This is a genomic window from uncultured Brevundimonas sp. (assembly GCF_963974615.1).
In the GTDB taxonomy this organism is placed as follows: Bacteria; Pseudomonadota; Alphaproteobacteria; order Caulobacterales; family Caulobacteraceae; genus Brevundimonas.
Genome location: NZ_CAXBDH010000001.1, coordinates 1 through 15,472, shown reverse-complemented (window position 1 = coordinate 15,472; position 15,472 = coordinate 1). Strand labels below are relative to the sequence as shown.

Sequence of the window (15,472 nt, the reverse complement as noted above, 5' to 3'; positions counted from 1 at the left end):
CCGCCGCAGTCGCGTCGGGCCTGAAGGAGATTTTCAGCGCATGGGCTCCAAACTTGCAGGCCCCGCCGGACAGGGCGGCAAAACGATCACGCAGAACGCGGACATCAATGTCACGCCGTTCGTGGATATCATGCTGGTGCTGCTGATCATCTTCATGGTCGCCGCCCCCATGGCCACCGTGTCGATCAAACTCGACCTGCCGCCGGCGACCCCGCCGGACCCCAGCGAAGAGGTGAAAGAGCCGGTCTATATCAGCATCCAGGAATCCGGCTCGGTCTTCATCGCCGACAATCAGACCACGATCGAGACCCTCGACGCCGACGTCTGCGCCGCCCTCGGCGGTGGATACCCCGCCTGCCGCGAGGAACGCGTCTTCGTTCGTGCCGAACCGGAAGTGAAATACAATTCCTTCATGGAAGTCATGAACAAGCTGCAGGAAAAGGGCTTCCTCAAGGTCGGCCTGCTGAACGAAGACATCACCTGAGGCCACCGCGCCCGGGCGACCGAAACAGGGCCGTCTCCTCCGGGAGGCGGCCTTTTTCGTGGGCGACGGCGGGCCGACGGTTGATCGCAGCCGCCCGCCCCCCAGATGTGGGGGCCCCCGTGTCCCGGAGTCCGCCATGTCGCAGTCCCAGCCCGCCGTCACCGTCGATGACGTCTCCATTCCCCTGCTCGGCTTCGGCACCTGGCAGCTGGAACCGGCCGACGCCCGGCGCATGGTCGCCGAGGCCCTGCGCATCGGCTATCGCCACATCGACACGGCGCGCATCTACAACAATGAGGAAGGGGTCGGTCAGGGCATCCGCGATTCGGGCGTCGATCGCGCCGACATCTTCCTGACCACCAAGATCTGGGTCGAGGATTTCGCCGACGGTGACCTGCAGCGCGCCGCCGCCGGTTCGGTCGAGCGGCTGGGCCTGACCCCCGACCTGCTGCTGCTGCACTGGCCGCGGCCAACCCCGAGCTTCGTCGAGACCCTGGGGGCGCTGAACGACGCCAGGGCCCGCGGCCTGACCCGGTCGATCGGCCTGTCCAACTTCCCCTCGGCCCAGTTCCGCGAGGCCCAGTCGGTGTCGGACGCCTGGCTGCTCACCAACCAGGTCGAGTATCACCCCTATCTGTCACTGCGGCCGCTGCTGGCCACGGCCGCCGACCTCGGTTCGTCGATCACGGCCTGGTCACCGCTGGCCCAGGGCAGGATCGCCGACGATCCCGTTATCGCCGACATCGGCCGCGCCCACGGCAAGACCCCCGGCCAGGTCACCCTGCGCTGGCTGATCCAGCAGGACGTCATCGCCATCCCGCGCACGTCGAAGGAAAGCCGCGCGGCCGAGAATTTCGACATCTTCGACTTCGTCCTGTCCGACGAGGAGATGTTGCGTATCCACGCCCTGGCCCGTCCCGACGGCCGCATCGGCGACTGGATTGATCCGGCCTTCAAATGGGATCAGGATTGACGGCCAGGCGGCCCCCATCCGCCGGAGAAACGCGAAGGCGGCAGGCCCATGGGCTCGATCCACCGGTTTCCCGGACTCGATCCGGACGATGTGGCCGTCGGCACACGGCTGAAACAGTGGCGACGTGAGCGCGGGGTCGGCACCGACGCCCTCGCCAAGGCCCTGTCCCTGTCGCCCGAACAGATTCGGCTGGCCGAGGCCGGGCGGGCCCATCTGAACAGCCTGCAGATCGCCGCCGCTACCGCCTGCCTGCACCTGCCGGTCTGGGCCCTGATGTCGGACACCCCGACCTATTAGTCGGCAGATCCCCTAACGCCCCCCGTGACACGGACGGCCGCGCCGCCTAATCCATGCGCTCCGGACGGAGCGACGAATGGCCTATAAATCCCTGCGCGACTTCATTGCCATGCTTGAGGCCGAGGGCGAGCTGGTGCGGGTCGCCGAGCCGGTCTCGACCGTGCTGGAGATGACCGAGATCCAGACCCGGCTGCTGCGCAACGGCGGTCCGGCGGTGCTGTTCGAAAAGCCGGTGATGGCCGACGGCACGATCAGCCCGATCCCGGCCCTGGCCAATCTGTTCGGCACGGTGAAGCGCGTGGCCATGGGCGTGACTCTCGACAAGAAGGCCCGCACCACCGCCGCTGAACTGCGCGAGGTCGGCGAGCTGCTGGCCTTCCTCAAGAACCCGACGCCGCCGCGCGGTCTGGGCGACGCGATGGAGATGCTGCCGCTGGCGCAGACGGTGATGTCGATGCGGCCCAAGGTGGTGAAAACCGCCCCGGTGCAGTCGGTGGTGCTGAAGGGCGACCAGATCGACCTCGGGGCCCTGCCGATCCAGACCTGCTGGCCCGGCGAGCCCGCGCCGCTGATCACCTGGGGGCTGGTGGTGACCAAGGGACCGTCGGACAGCGCCGAAGACGACTTCAACCTCGGCATCTACCGCATGCAGGTGCTGGGCAAGGACCGCTGCATCATGCGCTGGCTGGCCCACCGCGGCGGGGCCCAGCACTATGCCCGGCACCGTAAGGCCGGCAAGCGCGATCCCCTGCCCTGCGCCGTGGTGCTGGGGGCCGATCCGGGCACCATCCTCGCGGCCGTGACTCCGGTGCCGGACACCCTGAGCGAATACCAGTTCGCCGGCCTGCTACGCGGGGCCAGGGCCGAGCTGGTCGCCTGCAAGACCGTGCCGCTGATGGTGCCGGCCCAGGCCGAGATCGTGCTGGAGGGCCACGTCCTGCTGGACGAGCATGAGGACGAGGGCCCCTATGGCGACCACACCGGCTACTATAATTCGGTCGAGAAATTCCCGGTCTTCCAGATCAGCGCCATCACCAGGCGCAAGGACCCGATCTATCTGACCACCTTCACCGGCCGGCCGCCGGACGAGCCCAGCGTGTTGGGCGAGGCCCTGAACGAGGTCTTCATCCCCCTGCTGCGGGCCCAGTTCCCCGAGATCACCGACTTCTGGCTCCCGCCCGAGGGCTGCAGCTACCGCATCGCCGTGGTCAGCATGAAGAAGGCCTATCCCGGCCACGCCAAGCGGGTGATGCTGGGCGTGTGGAGCTATCTGCGCCAGTTCATGTACACAAAATGGGTCATCGTCGTGGATGACGACATCGACGCCCGCGACTGGAAACAGGTCATGTGGGCCATGGCCACCAAGATGGACCCGGCCCGCGACATCACCCTGATCGAGAACACCCCGATCGACTATCTGGACTTCGCCAGCCCCGAGAGCGGCCTCGGCTCCAAGATCGGCCTCGACGCCACCGACAAATGGCCGCCCGAGACGAAGCGCGAATGGGGCGAGGAAATCCGCATGGACGACGCGGTGATCGAAAAGGTCTCCGACATGTGGGACCGGCTGGGATTGCCCGGTGACGGCACACAAATCTGGAAATAACGGCGAAGCGGCCTATGGTCCGGGGTCGTTCCGGCCAGCCCGAGGAGTCTTCATGCGTCGTCTCGCCCTGCTGGCCGTTTTTTCAGTCCTGTTTGTGAGTCCCGCCATGTCCCAGAGTCCGCCCGCGTCGTCCGTGTCCAACACCGCGCCGTGGGATCGGGCCTTCCTGCCGCCGGCTCCGGCCTGGGACGGGGCCAGCCGGGCGTTGATGGTCGATGCGTCCAACCCCTGGGTCACCGATTTCGAGCTTGATCCGGCCCATGATTTCAGCCCCGACTATGCCGCCACCCGCGCCTGGTTCGACCGGCTGGACGCCGCCTCGGACCTGATCCGCATCGAACAGTTCGGCGTCTCGCCCGAGGGGCGGCCCATCTATGCGGTGATCGCCTCGAAGGACGGGGCTGAATTCGACCCGGCCAAACCGGTGTTGCTGGCCCAGGCCGGCATCCATCCGGGCGAGATCGACGGCAAGGACGCGGGCATGATGCTGCTGCGCGACATGGCGTTCGGCGACAAGGGCGGCCTGCTGGACAAGGTCAATCTGATCCTGATCCCGATCCTGTCGGTCGACGGCCATGAGCGGGCCGGGGCCTACAGCCGCCCCAACCAGCGCGGGCCGCGTATCCAGGGCTGGCGCAACACCGCCACCAACCAGAATCTGAACCGCGACTACGTCAAGCTGGATCAGGTCGAGATGCAGGCCGTGCGCGGTCTGGTGCTGAAATACCGGCCCGACCTCTATGTCGACATCCACGTCACCGACGGCATGGATTACCAGTACGACATCACCTACGGCTTCAACGGCGAGAACGGGGTCTGGTCGCGCAGCCCGGCCATCGCCGGCTGGCTGGACGCCACCTTCAAGCCCGGCATCAATGCGGCGCTGGAGGCCGAGGGCCATATCCCCGGCGAGCTGGTATTCGGCATCGATGAGGCCAATCCCCGCGCCGGCCTGTCCGACGGCGGTCTGGGCGAGCGCTTCTCCAACGGCTGGGGCTCGGCCGCCCACGTCCCCGCCGTCCTGATCGAGAACCACAGCCTGAAACCCTATGAGCAGCGCGTACTGGGCACCTATGTCTTCCTCGAGGAATCGATGAAGCTGCTGGCCGATAACGGCCCCGCCCTGCGCGCCGCCATCGCCACCGACCGCGCCCTGCGCCCGGCCGGGATCCCGGCCAATTTCGTGCCCGAGGACCAGCCCTCGGCGACCCGCGCCTTCAAGGGCATCACCTATGAGATGTACGACAGCCCGGCGCTGGGCCAGCCGGTCGTGCGCTGGCTGGGTCAGCCGGACCCCGAGCTGTGGTCCCTGCCCTTCTATGGCTCGAAGCCGTCGCTGATCCTGAAGCGGCCGGTGGCCTACTGGATCCCGGCCTACCGCGCCGACCTGATCGAGCGGCTGCGGCTGCAGGGCGTCGAGATGGAGACCCTGACCGCACCGCGCACCGTGTCGCTGGACATGCTGCGTCTCAAGGATCCCAGGCTGGCGACCCGGGCCAATGAGGGTCACGTCCAGGCCAGCGTCACCGACGTCACCGCCGAACGCCGCGAGCGGACCTGGCCCGCCGGTTCGGTGCGGGTGCCGACCGACCAGCCGCTGGGCGATATCGTCGTCCTGCTGCTGGAGCCCCAGTCCAGCGAGAGCTTCTTCGCCTGGGGCATGATCACCGAAGTGCTGAGCCGGGTTGAATATATCGAACCCTATGCCATCGCCCCGCTGGCCGAGGCCATGATGGCCGCCGACCCGGCCCTGAAGGCCGCGTTCGAGGCGAAACTGGCCGCCGATCCGGCCTTCGCCGCCGACGGCAATGCCCGCCTGGAATGGTTCTACGAACGCACCCCCTTCCACGACGACCACTACCGGCTCTATCCGGTCGGTCGGGAGACCTGACCATGTCCAGCGCCCACCCCGTCGAGATGCTGACCGCCGTCCAGGCCGCGGCCCTGTGGTCCGGCATATTGATCCTGCTGCTGATCGGCCTGTCCGGCCTGGTCGTGCGACGGCGGTTTCGTCATCAGATCTCGCTGGGTGACGCCGGCAATCCCGAGATGACCGTCGCCGCCCGCGCCTTCGGCAATGCCAGCGAATATGTGCCCGCCGGACTGGTCGCCCTGATCCTGATGGCCCTGATCGGCGCGCCGGTCCTGCTGATCCACGGCGTCGGCGCGACCCTGGCCCTGGGCCGGATCATCCACGCCCTCGGCCTGACCTTGCAGAGGGGCACGTCGCTGGGCCGGGTGCTGGGCATGTTGCTGACCTGGATCGCCCTGCTGGTCGGGGCCGTGACCCTGATCGCCTTCGCGGTGATCTGAGAGAGGTCAAGGTTTGGGCCCTATGGACAGACGGGCATTCGTGGTTTCCGGCCTGGCGCTTGCGGCACCCATGTCTGCAGCCCGGGCTGACGAAGGCGCGACCACCATCGTCGTTCAGCGCAATCGTCTTGTTCTGCCCGGAGCCATGATCGCAGGCTCCGCCGTACGGGCGGTTCTGGATACGGCAGCGGGAATTTCAACGATCTCGGAAGGGCTCGCCGGGAGACTCGGCCTCACCGGCGATGGCAGCCTGCGGATCAACACGATAGGGGGCCCGCGGCGCGCACCGACGATCCGCGACGTCGGTCTTCATATTCCGGGGCTGGCTTTCAGCCCCCGACGCTGGGCCATAATGCCGGATTCCCTGCAGCCAGACATAGATTGTGTTCTGGGCACGACGTCGCTTGACCGATTTGCGCTACGCTTTTCCCGCTCCAGCCTGATGGTGAACGGGACGATCCCGGACGGCACGGCCTTGCGGATTCATCGTGCCCGAGTCCCGCTGGCCGAGTTTGAGCTGGAAGGCCAACGCTTCGTGATGGTCATCGACACGGGAGCGACCGCGTCTTCGATTTTCGACAGCGAAGCAACCCGGCTGGCCTCGATCGCCGGGGTCGGAACCGCCCGTTTCACCACCACAGGCGGGTCAGCGCTCAGAGCGCTCCGCATTCCCCGGCTCACATCCGGAGACGCCGTGATCCACAATGCCCTGCTGCGCGTGCGGCCAGGCTCATCCACCCTGCGGGTGAGCGGGCGATTGGTGTCCGGTTTGATCGGTCTGGACCTGATCCAGCATTATGACTGGGTCTTCTCGCCAAAAGGAGCACGGGTTTCCCTGACCTCCTGGTCCGGAGGAGCCCCCACCTGGATCGGCATGGGCATAGACTTCAGAACCGATGGCACGGACCCGGGTCGGGTCGTGGGCCTTGCCGACCACGGTCCCGCCGTGGCCGCCGGCGTGCAACTCGGTGACCGTATCGTGACCCTGGGCGACGTGGCTCCGCTCCCGCAGAACCAGTCGGCCATAGACGCGATTGCGACGTGTGGATGTTCAGAGCGGATCCAGATCACGGTCGAACGCGACAACCGCCTTCTCAGCCTGTCGATCACCACGGCACCGATCATCTAGCCATGGTTGGGACCGGTTCGCCGAGGTCGAGCTGGAGTAGCGAGTCCGCCATGTCTCCGCAGTGATCGGAGATCGTCCCCGCTCCCATGGTTGCGGTGCAGCAGGGGGTCGGCCATATCGGGGTATGTCCAGTGCTTCCCCGTCGACCGCCACCATCCCCGCTGATCTGCTGCCTGATCTGGTCGCCGCCGCCCTGAGGGCCGGGGCCGACGCCGCCGAGGCCGTCTCGGCCGAACGCGCGGCCCTGTCGGTCGGGGTCCGCAACGGCAGGCTGGAAGACGTCGAGCGCGAGGAGTCGCGCGATCTGGGCCTGCGGGTCTTCATCGGCAAACGCCAGGCCACCGTCTCGGCCTCCGATCTGTCCGACGCCACCCGCAGCCGTCTGGTCGAACGCGCCGTGGCCATGGCCCGGCTGGCCCCCGAGGATCCGTACTGCGGCCTGGCCCCGCAGGACCGGCTGGCCCGTGGTCCCTTCCCCGATCTGGACCTGTTCGACGGCAGTGAACGTTCGGCCGCCGAGCTGGAAGCCGCCGCCGTCGCCGCCGAGGACGCGGCCCTGGCGGTCGCGGGCGTCGTCCGGTCGGAAGGCGGCCACGCCTCGGCCTCGGCCAGTCGCTGGCGGCTGGTCACCTCGCACGGATTCGACGGGGCCTATCACGGCTCGGGCTTCGGCCTCGGCGTCGGGGTCATCGCCGAAAAGGACGGCGCCATGGAACGTGGCGGCGAGAGTCGTCACACCCGCCACCTGTCCGATCTGCCCGGGGCCGACTCGATCGGAGCCGAAGCCGGTCGCCGCGCCGTGGCCCGCACCGGCCCGCGCAAGATCGCCTCGATGACCGCCCCGGTCCTGTTCGAGAATCGCATCGCCGGACAGGTCGTCTCGCCGTTGCTCTCGGCCATCGCCGGGCCGTCGATCGCGCGCGGCACCTCCTTCCTCAAGGACCGGCTGGGTCAGGCTGTCCTGCCGGCCGGGGTCCATCTGATCGACGATCCGTTCCGCCCGCGCGGCCTCGGCTCGACCCCGTTCGACGACGAGGGCGTGGCGGTGACGCGGCAATCAATCATTGACGACGGCGTGTTGACGACCTGGCTGCTGAACAATTCGGCCGGGGCCCAGCTGGGTCTGGCCTCGACCGGCCACGCCGCGCGCGGCCTGGCCGGGCCGCCGGGGGTCTCGACCCACAATCTGCACATGGAGCCGGGCCGGCGCGACCTGGCCGGACTGATGGCCGACGCCGGTTCGGGCCTGCTGGTCACCTCGATGTTCGGCCCGTCGCTGAACGGCAATACCGGCGACTGGTCAGCCGGGGTCTCGGGCTTCTGGTTCGAGGACGGCGAACTGGCCTATCCGGTCAGCGAGGTCACCGTGGCCGGCAAGCTGATCGATCTCTACGCCCGCCTGCAGCACGGCTCGGATCTCGAATTCCGCGGATCGTTCAACGTCCCGTCCCTGGCCTTTGACGCCGTTTCCATCGCCGGAAAATAATGCCTTACGACGACGACTTAACTCAGGACCTTAAGCTGATCCGCGCGGCGGCGCAGGCGGCGGGACAGCTGGCGCTGGCCGAACGCGAGCGGGGCCTGAAGACCTGGTCCAAGTTCGGCGGCTCGCCGGTGACCAGCGCCGACATGGCCGTCGACGCCCTGCTGAAGGACACATTGCTGGGGGCCCGCCCCGACTATGGCTGGCTGTCGGAAGAGACCGCGGATGGCCCCGAGCGGCTGTCGCGGCGGCGCATCTTCATCGTCGATCCGATCGACGGCACCGTCGCCTATATGAAGAACACCCCGTGGTGGTGCATCCCCATCGCCGTGGTCGAGGACGGTCGTCCGGTCGCCGCAGTGATCCACGCCCCGACCCTGAACGAGACCTTCGAGGCCACCCTCGGCGGCGGCGCGCGTCTGAATGATCAGCCGATCTCGGCCTCGGACGTCACCACCCTGGACGACGCCGCCATCCTCGCCGACGCCCGGCTGCTGGAAGGGCCGCACTGGACCGAACCGTGGCCGGCCATGCGTTTCGAGAAGCGCAACGCCATCGCCTATCGCATGGCCCTGGTCGCGGCCGGGGCCTTCGACGCCGCCATCGCCCTGTCGCCGAAATGGGACTGGGACATCGCCGCCGGGGCCCTGATCGCCGAAGAGGCCGGGGCCGTGGTCAGCGACCATCACGGGCGGCCGTGGCAATTTAATCGCCCCGATCCGCGACAAAGCAGTCTGATCTGCGCCGCCCCGGCGCTTCACCCGTTGATCGTGCGGCGCTGTGCGCCTATCCCGCTCGCAGAATAACTTCCCTTGCCGGATACCCGACCATGACCGCGCCCACCGAAGTCGAGACTCCCCAACTGCTGCATCTGGTGATCGGGGGCGAATTGCGTCACCTCGACGCCCCGGTGTTCCGCGACCTGTCCAGGGTCGAATTCGTCGGGGCCTATCCCAGCTATGAGGAAGCCCGCAAGGCGTGGAAGGCCCGGGCCCAGGCCACGGTCGACAATGCCCATATGCGGTTCTTCATCCTGCATGCGCACCGGATGATCGACCCGCGCGGCGACGCCGCCCACGGTTGACCCCGTCACCGGGCGGGAACGGTTCGCGCCCCGGTGCGCTTGTTCCCCGTGACCGGCGACGGCCTGTTACAGGAGAGACGGCATGACCCTGTTCGGAACCACCCTCGGCGGACAGGAATTGTTCGCCCTCATCTCACTGTTGACGGTGCTGGTGTTCTGGCTGTTCGTCTTCCAGCGTCAGAGGAATTACGTCCGCTGGTTCCGGCAGTGGGAAGCGGAACGTCGCGCCCGTCGACCGGGCGGGGACGACGGCGATACGACCACTTCCGACCGGCCGCGTGGTCCCTGGGGCTGAGTTCTATTCGCGCCGCAGCAATTTCTCGGTCAGCAGTGTGCCCCACCAGCCGGCCTTGAACTCGGCCCGGATCGCCTTCGGGTCGTAGGCGTCACTGTCGATCCAGTCGATGAAGCTGACCCCCGTCGGTTCGACCTCGTTCAGATATTTCTCCAGCGTATGGTCCAGCACCCCGGTCAGACCCTCGCGGTGATGCAGGTATGTCTTCGACAGCTGGCCGATCGCCTCGGACATCGGCTCGCCCAGATGGAAATGGCGATAGAAGACCGCCATCATCCCGGCCCGGTCGGCCCCCGACTTGCAATGGATCAGGGCCGGATACTCGATCGTCCGGAACAGCTCGCGGGCCCGATGGATGCGCTCGCGCTGCGGCGGGTCGCGCGAATCGAGCGGCGCGCTGATCAGGGTCAAACCCAGCCGCGCGCAGGCGGCCTTTTCCAGCGCGAACCAGGCCTCGTCGCGGTCGCTGCCGCGCAGATTGATGACCGTCCTGATTCCCTGCCGCTTCCAGTGGGCCAGCTGGCGTGGCGACGGCTGGTTGGTGCGCACCAGGTCCGGGCCCAGCCAGTGGGCGTTCATGAACCACACCCGCAGGAAGGCATGATCGTGCCAGATATAGTCCCAGCCCGCCTTGAAACGGCCTATCCGGGTGCTCAGGTCGTAACGTGCCATGTCACGGCCATAGCGGCTCAGACTGCGTCCGTCATCCATCCGGCTTGACTTGCCGCCCATCACGTCCGACCGAGAGCCATGACCACCCCAGCCGCCGCCACGCCAGAGGACGACCGCCTGCGCCCGCTGCTGGCGCGGATCTGGCGCGACTACCTCGCCCATCACAAGGCGGCGCTGTTCACCTCGATGCTGTGCGCCGGTCTCGCCGGTGGCCTGTCGGCCCTGACGCTGAAACTGCTCGAGCCGGCCATCAACGGCCTGTTCGTCCAGCAGGACGCGCCGATCCTGCTGTGGGGTTTCATCACCATCCCGCCGCATCAGGCGGTGATCGCCATTCCGGTGACCATCATCGCCGTCGCCCTGGTCTGGACCGTCGCCGCCCTGTGTCAGGCCGCCCTCGTCAACCGGCTGGGTCACGGCATCGTCGGCGACATCCAGGTGCGGCTGTTCGCGGCCATGATCCGCGCCGACCTGGCCCGGCTGCGCAGCCAGCATTCCGGCAGTTTCGTCTCCTCGGTGCTGTTCGACGCCAATCTGGTGCGCGAGGCCTTCACCAACGGCGTCGTCGCCTACACCCAGAACGCCCTGATGCTGGTGGCGGTGATTGTCTCCATGGCCTTCATCGACTGGAACCTGACGCTGATCGTCCTGCTGGCCGTGCCGCTGGTCAGTCTGGTCATGCGGCGCTTTTCCAAACGCACGCGCAAGGCCACGCGCGGGGCCATGACCGAGACCGAAAACCTGTCGACCGCGCTGATGGAGAATCTGGACGGGGTCCGGCTGATCAAGATCGAGAATCGCGAGACCGCCGAGGAAGCTCGCGTGGCCGAAGTCGTCGGCCGACGTCAGCGTCACGTGATCAAGAGCGCCGACGCCCGCGCCTTCGCCGGTCCGGCCAGCAATCTGGTGTCGATGATCGTGGTCGCGGCGGTGATGGCCTATGCCGGCTGGCGCGCCCGGGACGGCGGCATCACCGTCGGGGCCTTCGCCGCCTTCATCGCCCTGCTGATGGCGGCGGGCCAGTCGCTGCGTCAGGTGACCAATCTGCAGACGGTGATGGCCGAGGGTCTGACCGCGGCCCGACGCCTGTTCCGCGCCCTCGATATCCAGCCCGAGATCCGCGAGGCTGCGGACGCCCGGGGCCTGACGGACGGCACCGCCACCGTCGCCTTCGACCACGTCTCCTTCGCCTATGCGCCCGCCGCCGACGGCGGAGCCCCGACCCTGGCCGACGTGTCGCTGAGCGTCGCCCCGGGCGAGACCGTGGCCCTGGTCGGTCCCTCCGGTGGCGGCAAGAGCACCCTGCTGTCGCTGCTGCCGCGCTTCTATGACGTGACCGCCGGGGCCGTGACCATCAATGGCGAGGACATCCGCGAACTGAAGATCCACGATCTGCGCGCCAAAATCGCCCTGGTCACCCAGGAGCCCTTCCTGTTCGACGACACCATCGCCGCCAACATCGCCTACGGCCGCCCCGGGGCCACGGCCGAGGATATCGTCGAAGCGGCCCGGTCCGCCGCCGCGCATGAGTTCATCATGGCCCTGCCCCAGGGCTATGCCACCCGTGCCGGCGAGGCCGGCCTGCGTCTGTCCGGCGGCCAGCGTCAGCGCATCGCCATCGCCCGCGCCTTCATCAAGGACGCGCCGATCCTGCTGCTGGACGAGGCCACCTCGGCGCTGGACACCGAGAGCGAGGCCCTGGTCCAGGCGGCACTGGTGCGGCTGATGCAGGGGCGCGCCACCCTGATGATCGCCCACCGCCTGTCGACGGTGCGCAACGCCGACCGCATCCATGTCATCGCCGGTGGCCGGGTGGTCGAGACCGGCACCCATGACACCCTGGTCAAGGCCGGTGACCTCTATGCCCGGCTGGCCAAACAGCAGTCCATGGACGGCGAGCCCGTCAGCGTGGCGGCAGTCTCGTGAGGCCGCTGCGCAATCCGGTGATCCAGGCCGTTCTGGCCCGACTGCTGGCCGGGTGGATGCGCTTCTGCATCGCCACCATCCGCTGGACCCACGTCAATACGGACTTGCCGGAGTCGGTCTGGAGCAAGGGCGGCGGCGTCGTCTGCGCCTTCTGGCATTCACGCATCGCCCTGTCTCCGGCCAGCTGGCCGCTGGCGCGCGCCCAGCCCGTCAAGGGACTGATCTCGCTCAGCCCCGACGGCCAGTTCATTGCCCGGGCCATGGCCCTGCTCGGCTTTCCTGCCGTTCGCGGGTCCTCAGCCAACAAGGACAAGGGCGGCGCGGCCAAGGGGGGCTCACAGGCCCTGCGCGACGGCCTGCGCCAGCTCAGGGTCGGGGCCCTGGCTCTCACGCCGGACGGTCCGCGCGGACCAGCCCGGACCATGGGCGAAGGCCTGCCGCTGCTGGCCAGATTGTCCGGGGCTCCGGTGCTGTTCATCGGCCTGTCCTGCAAGCCGGCCATTCGCCTGAACAGCTGGGATCGCGCCCTGGTGCCCCTGCCGTTCGGACGCGGCGCGATCGTCTGGGACCTGGCCGACTATCCCGAGGGAACCGACCCCGCCGAGGTCGCCCGGCTGTGGGCCGCGCGTCTGACCGCCGTGGAAGCCGAGGCGGACGCCCTCGTCGGACTGGAGCGGATCTGACGTGAGCCTCGCCCTCGCCGCCTATCGTCTGCTGACCCGGGTGCTGGAACCCCTGGTCCCGCGCCTGCTCGATGCCCGGGTCAAACGGGGTAAGGAGGACCCCGCCCGGGTCGATGAACGGCTGGGTCAGGCCGGGCGACCGCGTCCCGACGGCGATCTGGTCTGGCTGCATGGTGTCAGCGTCGGCGAGACCCTGTCCCTGCTGCCTGTGGTCGAACGCTTCCGGCATGAGCGACCGGACCTGACCGTTCTGGTCACCTCCGGCACCCTGACCTCGGCCACCCTGCTGGCCCGACGCCTGCCCGACGGGGTGATCCACCAGTTCGCCCCCGTCGACACCCCGGGCGCGGTCGCGGCCTTCCTCGATCACTGGCGACCGTCGCTGGGCGTCTTCGTCGAGAGCGAGTTGTGGCCCAACCTGCTGCTGGCGGCGCGCGACCGGGGCGTGAGCCTGGCCCTGGTCAGCGCCCGGATCACCGAAAAGACCACCGCCGGCTGGACGCGGTTTCCGGGGGCGGCGCGGCAGCTGCTGTCGACCTTCGACCGCATCCTGCCCCAGGACGAACAATCCGCCACGCGGCTGCGGACGCTGGGGGCCCGCATCGACGGCCATGTGAACCTGAAGCTGTCGGGGGACGCCCTGCCCCACGACACGGCTGCCTTCACCGCCCTCAGCGCCGCCATCGGCGACCGGCCCGTGGTCGTCGCCGCCAGCACCCATGACGGCGAGGAATTGGCTCTGGCGCGGACCCTCAGCCGCCTGACCGACCGGCTGTGCCTGATCCTGGTGCCGCGCCATCCCGAGCGCAGCCCGGCCATCGCCACGGCCCTGACCCGCGACGGCCATTCGGTCGCCGGTCGCGCCGCCGGCCACGCCCTCGACGCCTCCACCGACATCTATCTGGCCGACACCCTCGGCGAGATGGGACTGTTCCTGCGGCTGGCCGATGTGGTGGTGATGGGCGGCTCGTTCTCGGCGGCGCTGGGGACCCCGCCCGTCGGCGGTCACAATCCGCTGGAACCGGCCCGGCTGGGCAAGCCCGCCGTCACCGGTCCCGACGTGTCGAACTGGGCCGGGATCACCCGCACCCTGGTCGAGTCCGGGGGGCTGGTCATGGTCGAGGCCCCCGCCGACCTGCCCGCCGTCATCGCCCCGCTGCTGGCCGATGCCGAAGCCGCCCGGGCCATGGGTGAGCGCGCCCGTCGCGCCGCCGCCGACGCCGGCTCCGGCCTCGACCGCCTGTGGGATACGCTGCAGCCCTTGCTCCCGCCGATCCGGTCCCGGAGGCCGGGATGAAGCTGTCGACACCGCGCTGGTGGTACAGCCGCGACCGCCGCCATGCGCCGGTGACGCGCATGGCCCTGCTACCCCTGTCCTGGCTGTGGGCTGCGGTCACCGCCCGGCGCATCGCCCGTTCCCATCCAGTCAACGTCGGGGTGCCGGTGATCTCGATCGGCAATCTGACCGTCGGCGGCTCGGGCAAGACTCCGGTGGCGCGCGAGGTGCTGCGCCTGTTGCGTCAGGCCGGGGTCGAGGCCCAGGCCCTGTCGCGTGGCTATGGCGGCCGGCTCGAGGGACCGATCCGCGTCGATCCCGCGAGCCACACGGCCGCCGAGGTCGGTGACGAGCCGCTGATGCTGGCGCTGGACAGTCCGGTCTGGATCGCTCGCGACCGCGTCGCCGGGGCCCGGGCCGCCGTCGACGCCGGAGCCGGAACGCTGGTCCTGGACGACGCCCATCAGAACCCGGCCCTGCACAAGACTCTCAGCCTGATCGTCGTCGACGGCGAGACCCGGGGCGACGAATGGCCGTTCGGGGATGGCTCGGTGTTTCCATCCGGGCCGATGCGCGAACCGCTGAAGGCCGGACTGGCCCGCGCCGACGCCGTTGTCATCCTGCTGCCCGCCGATCTCGAGGCTGCCGATCCCGACCTGGTCGCGACCTTCGCCCCCCTGCCGGTCTTCATCGCCCGGCTGTTGCCCGCCGCGCCGCCGCCGCCCGGGCCGCTGCTGGGCTTCGCCGGTATCGCCAAGCCGTGGAAGGTCGAGCGCGCGCTGAAGGCCGCCGGGGCCGATCTGGCCGAATTCGTCGCCTTCCCCGATCACGCCGCCTTCCGCGAGTCCGACCTGCGCTTTCTGGCTGACCGGGCCGGGGTCTTCGACGCCCGGCTGATCACCACCGAAAAGGACTGGTCCCGCCTGCCGCCGTCGTGGCGCGACCGCGTCATCTCATGGCCGGTGAAGGCGGTATTCGAGGACGAGGCGGGGTTCGGGGAGATGCTGCAGTCCCTTCCCCCATTTCGGGGGAAGGTGGCAGGCGAAGCCTGACGGATGGGGGCCTGCCGCCGGTCATTAAAGGAAAGCGCCCCCATCCGAGCCGTTCCACGGCCCACCTTCCCCCGCGAGGGAGGAAGGACGCGTTGCCCTTCATCACAGCCAGCCCGGTCACGTCCGTCGGCACACGGCGCAGATATCCCTTCCCCCATTTCGGGGGAAGGTGGCAGGCGAAGCCTGACGGATAGGGGCC

General features: G+C 68.7%; 16 protein-coding genes. 15 read left to right on the top strand and 1 reads right to left on the bottom strand.

The features are described 5' to 3' along the window. Nucleotides 1–40 precede the first annotated feature (40 nt). From AAC050_RS00080 to AAC050_RS00030, 11 genes are all read left to right on the top strand, one after another. Entirely contained in the window at nt 41–484 is a 444-nt protein-coding gene (locus AAC050_RS00080) for a biopolymer transporter ExbD (RefSeq protein ID WP_339913015.1), read from the top strand. Between the two features lie 136 nt (nt 485–620). Continuing rightward, on the top strand, nt 621–1,457 hold the full coding sequence (locus AAC050_RS00075; protein WP_339913014.1) for an aldo/keto reductase: 837 nt from the start codon (nt 621–623) through the stop codon (nt 1,455–1,457). Between the two features lie 48 nt (nt 1,458–1,505). Next, entirely contained in the window at nt 1,506–1,754 is a 249-nt protein-coding gene (locus tag AAC050_RS00070) for an XRE family transcriptional regulator (protein WP_339913013.1), read from the top strand. A gap of 76 nt (nt 1,755–1,830) precedes the next feature. After that, nucleotides 1,831–3,360 carry a UbiD family decarboxylase gene (locus AAC050_RS00065; RefSeq protein WP_339913012.1) on the top strand — a complete coding sequence of 510 codons (1,530 nt, stop codon included), beginning with the start codon at nt 1,831–1,833 and terminating at the stop codon, nt 3,358–3,360. Nucleotides 3,361–3,412: 52 nt separating this feature from the next. Then, the gene (locus tag AAC050_RS00060) at nt 3,413–5,251 is read left to right on the top strand and encodes a M14 family metallopeptidase (RefSeq protein WP_339913011.1); all 1,839 of its coding nucleotides are present in this window, start codon (nt 3,413–3,415) and stop codon (nt 5,249–5,251) included. A gap of 2 nt (nt 5,252–5,253) precedes the next feature. After that, nucleotides 5,254–5,673 carry an MAPEG family protein gene (locus AAC050_RS00055; protein ID WP_339913010.1) on the top strand — a complete coding sequence of 140 codons (420 nt, stop codon included), beginning with the start codon at nt 5,254–5,256 and terminating at the stop codon, nt 5,671–5,673. A gap of 22 nt (nt 5,674–5,695) precedes the next feature. Next, nucleotides 5,696–6,802: an aspartyl protease family protein gene (locus AAC050_RS00050; protein ID WP_339913009.1), complete on the top strand. Its 1,107-nt coding sequence runs from the start codon at nt 5,696–5,698 to the stop codon at nt 6,800–6,802. A gap of 154 nt (nt 6,803–6,956) precedes the next feature. Next, a complete protein-coding gene (locus tag AAC050_RS00045; RefSeq protein ID WP_339913236.1) occupies nt 6,957–8,288 on the top strand; it encodes a TldD/PmbA family protein in 1,332 nt (443 codons plus the stop codon). After that, the gene (locus AAC050_RS00040; RefSeq protein WP_339913008.1) at nt 8,288–9,091 is read left to right on the top strand and encodes a 3'(2'),5'-bisphosphate nucleotidase CysQ; all 804 of its coding nucleotides are present in this window, start codon (nt 8,288–8,290) and stop codon (nt 9,089–9,091) included. The genes AAC050_RS00045 and AAC050_RS00040 overlap by 1 nt, the downstream gene beginning before the upstream one ends. Before the next feature lie 23 nt (nt 9,092–9,114). Next, nucleotides 9,115–9,369, top strand: coding sequence for a DUF4170 domain-containing protein (locus AAC050_RS00035; RefSeq protein ID WP_339913007.1), 255 nt, complete (start codon nt 9,115–9,117; stop codon nt 9,367–9,369). A gap of 82 nt (nt 9,370–9,451) precedes the next feature. Then, nucleotides 9,452–9,664, top strand: coding sequence for a hypothetical protein (locus tag AAC050_RS00030; RefSeq protein WP_339913006.1), 213 nt, complete (start codon nt 9,452–9,454; stop codon nt 9,662–9,664). Between the two features lie 3 nt (nt 9,665–9,667). On the opposite strand, the gene AAC050_RS00025 is transcribed toward AAC050_RS00030, so the two are convergent. Beyond that, nucleotides 9,668–10,336 (bottom strand): sulfur transferase domain-containing protein, encoded by a 669-nt coding sequence (locus tag AAC050_RS00025; protein ID WP_339913235.1) that lies wholly within the window; start codon nt 10,334–10,336, stop codon nt 9,668–9,670. A gap of 78 nt (nt 10,337–10,414) precedes the next feature. Here AAC050_RS00025 and AAC050_RS00020 point away from each other — a divergent pair, with 78 nt between their 5' ends. From AAC050_RS00020 to lpxK, 4 genes are read left to right on the top strand one after another with little or no spacing between them, the layout of a single operon-like run. Further along, nucleotides 10,415–12,262 carry an ABC transporter ATP-binding protein gene (locus tag AAC050_RS00020; protein WP_339913005.1) on the top strand — a complete coding sequence of 616 codons (1,848 nt, stop codon included), beginning with the start codon at nt 10,415–10,417 and terminating at the stop codon, nt 12,260–12,262. Then, nucleotides 12,259–12,945: a lysophospholipid acyltransferase family protein gene (locus tag AAC050_RS00015; RefSeq protein WP_339913004.1), complete on the top strand. Its 687-nt coding sequence runs from the start codon at nt 12,259–12,261 to the stop codon at nt 12,943–12,945. Before AAC050_RS00020 ends, AAC050_RS00015 begins: the two co-directional genes overlap by 4 nt. 1 nt (nt 12,946) lies before the next feature. Continuing rightward, the gene (locus AAC050_RS00010) at nt 12,947–14,242 is read left to right on the top strand and encodes a 3-deoxy-D-manno-octulosonic acid transferase (RefSeq protein ID WP_339913003.1); all 1,296 of its coding nucleotides are present in this window, start codon (nt 12,947–12,949) and stop codon (nt 14,240–14,242) included. Continuing rightward, complete coding sequence (gene lpxK, locus AAC050_RS00005) at nt 14,239–15,273, top strand: tetraacyldisaccharide 4'-kinase (protein ID WP_339913002.1); 1,035 nt, start codon at nt 14,239–14,241, stop codon at nt 15,271–15,273. Before AAC050_RS00010 ends, lpxK begins: the two co-directional genes overlap by 4 nt. Nucleotides 15,274–15,472 lie beyond the last annotated feature (199 nt).

Coding starts and splice junctions, on each gene's coding strand:
- AAC050_RS00060 (WP_339913011.1), top strand. CDS start 3,413: ATGCGTCGTCTCGCCCTGCTGGCCGTTTTTTCAGTCCTGTTTGTGAGT.
- AAC050_RS00025 (WP_339913235.1), bottom strand. CDS start 10,336: ATGGCACGTTACGACCTGAGCACCCGGATAGGCCGTTTCAAGGCGGGC.
- AAC050_RS00080 (WP_339913015.1), top strand. CDS start 41: ATGGGCTCCAAACTTGCAGGCCCCGCCGGACAGGGCGGCAAAACGATC.
- AAC050_RS00040 (WP_339913008.1), top strand. CDS start 8,288: ATGCCTTACGACGACGACTTAACTCAGGACCTTAAGCTGATCCGCGCG.
- AAC050_RS00065 (WP_339913012.1), top strand. CDS start 1,831: ATGGCCTATAAATCCCTGCGCGACTTCATTGCCATGCTTGAGGCCGAG.
- AAC050_RS00055 (WP_339913010.1), top strand. CDS start 5,254: ATGTCCAGCGCCCACCCCGTCGAGATGCTGACCGCCGTCCAGGCCGCG.
- AAC050_RS00075 (WP_339913014.1), top strand. CDS start 621: ATGTCGCAGTCCCAGCCCGCCGTCACCGTCGATGACGTCTCCATTCCC.
- AAC050_RS00020 (WP_339913005.1), top strand. CDS start 10,415: ATGACCACCCCAGCCGCCGCCACGCCAGAGGACGACCGCCTGCGCCCG.
- AAC050_RS00030 (WP_339913006.1), top strand. CDS start 9,452: ATGACCCTGTTCGGAACCACCCTCGGCGGACAGGAATTGTTCGCCCTC.
- lpxK (WP_339913002.1), top strand. CDS start 14,239: ATGAAGCTGTCGACACCGCGCTGGTGGTACAGCCGCGACCGCCGCCAT.
- AAC050_RS00050 (WP_339913009.1), top strand. CDS start 5,696: ATGGACAGACGGGCATTCGTGGTTTCCGGCCTGGCGCTTGCGGCACCC.
- AAC050_RS00035 (WP_339913007.1), top strand. CDS start 9,115: ATGACCGCGCCCACCGAAGTCGAGACTCCCCAACTGCTGCATCTGGTG.
- AAC050_RS00070 (WP_339913013.1), top strand. CDS start 1,506: ATGGGCTCGATCCACCGGTTTCCCGGACTCGATCCGGACGATGTGGCC.